Below are 571 nucleotides of genomic sequence, written 5' to 3'. Positions count from 1 at the left end.
TATAGTGGATAGGAGTTTTTAAATGCTCTTGATCCTGTGTGACTTCAAAGGCCCATTCTTTCAGTATAGGCAAGTATACGTCCTCATCATCTATAAAAATACGGTTTATTTTATAGTTAAAGGCAAGATTCTGGCTCTTTAAATTGTGAATGACAACAGGGTCTGTTGATGCATAAATGGAATTGGGATCAGTCTCCTCGATTGTTTCATACCATGTTGAACTGATGGTTTCCGCATGCTGAGAAAGATACTCGAATAATTTTTTGTTTTTTGCCATGATTGATCACCTCTTTTACATGTGTTGTTTTTGCGAATAACGTTTTTGCAGTTTTGCCAGCCTGAAAAACAGTCCAACTGCTCCGGCGGCGAGTCCCGCTATTAATCCAATCCAATAGCCGAATGCACCGAGGCTTGTAAACGTACCGACCATATAACCGACCGGAAGGCCAATGACCCAGTAAGAGACAAAAGCGGCCCCAAGTGTATAGTTCACATCTTTGTACCCTCTGAGTGCTCCCTGGATCGGTGCGGCAACAGCATCTGAAAGCTGAAAAAACAGCGCATAAATTAA

1 protein-coding gene and 1 pseudogene are annotated in these 571 nt (G+C 41.9%); both read right to left on the bottom strand.

Annotated elements, in window-relative coordinates:
• Positions 1-277 (bottom strand): annotated as a pseudogene (gene rsbRC, locus ACWHAR_RS30330) (RsbT co-antagonist RsbRC); the annotation flags it as partial.
• A gap of 15 nt (positions 278-292) precedes the next feature.
• Positions 293-571 (bottom strand): MATE family efflux transporter (locus ACWHAR_RS30325; RefSeq protein WP_452088839.1); only part of this gene is annotated, 279 nt, incomplete at its 5' end.

It is taken from the genome of Bacillus sp. LR--39 (assembly GCF_053613335.1).
The sequence above is the reverse complement of the archived record's forward strand: the minus strand, read 5'-3'. Positions and strand labels throughout refer to the sequence as shown.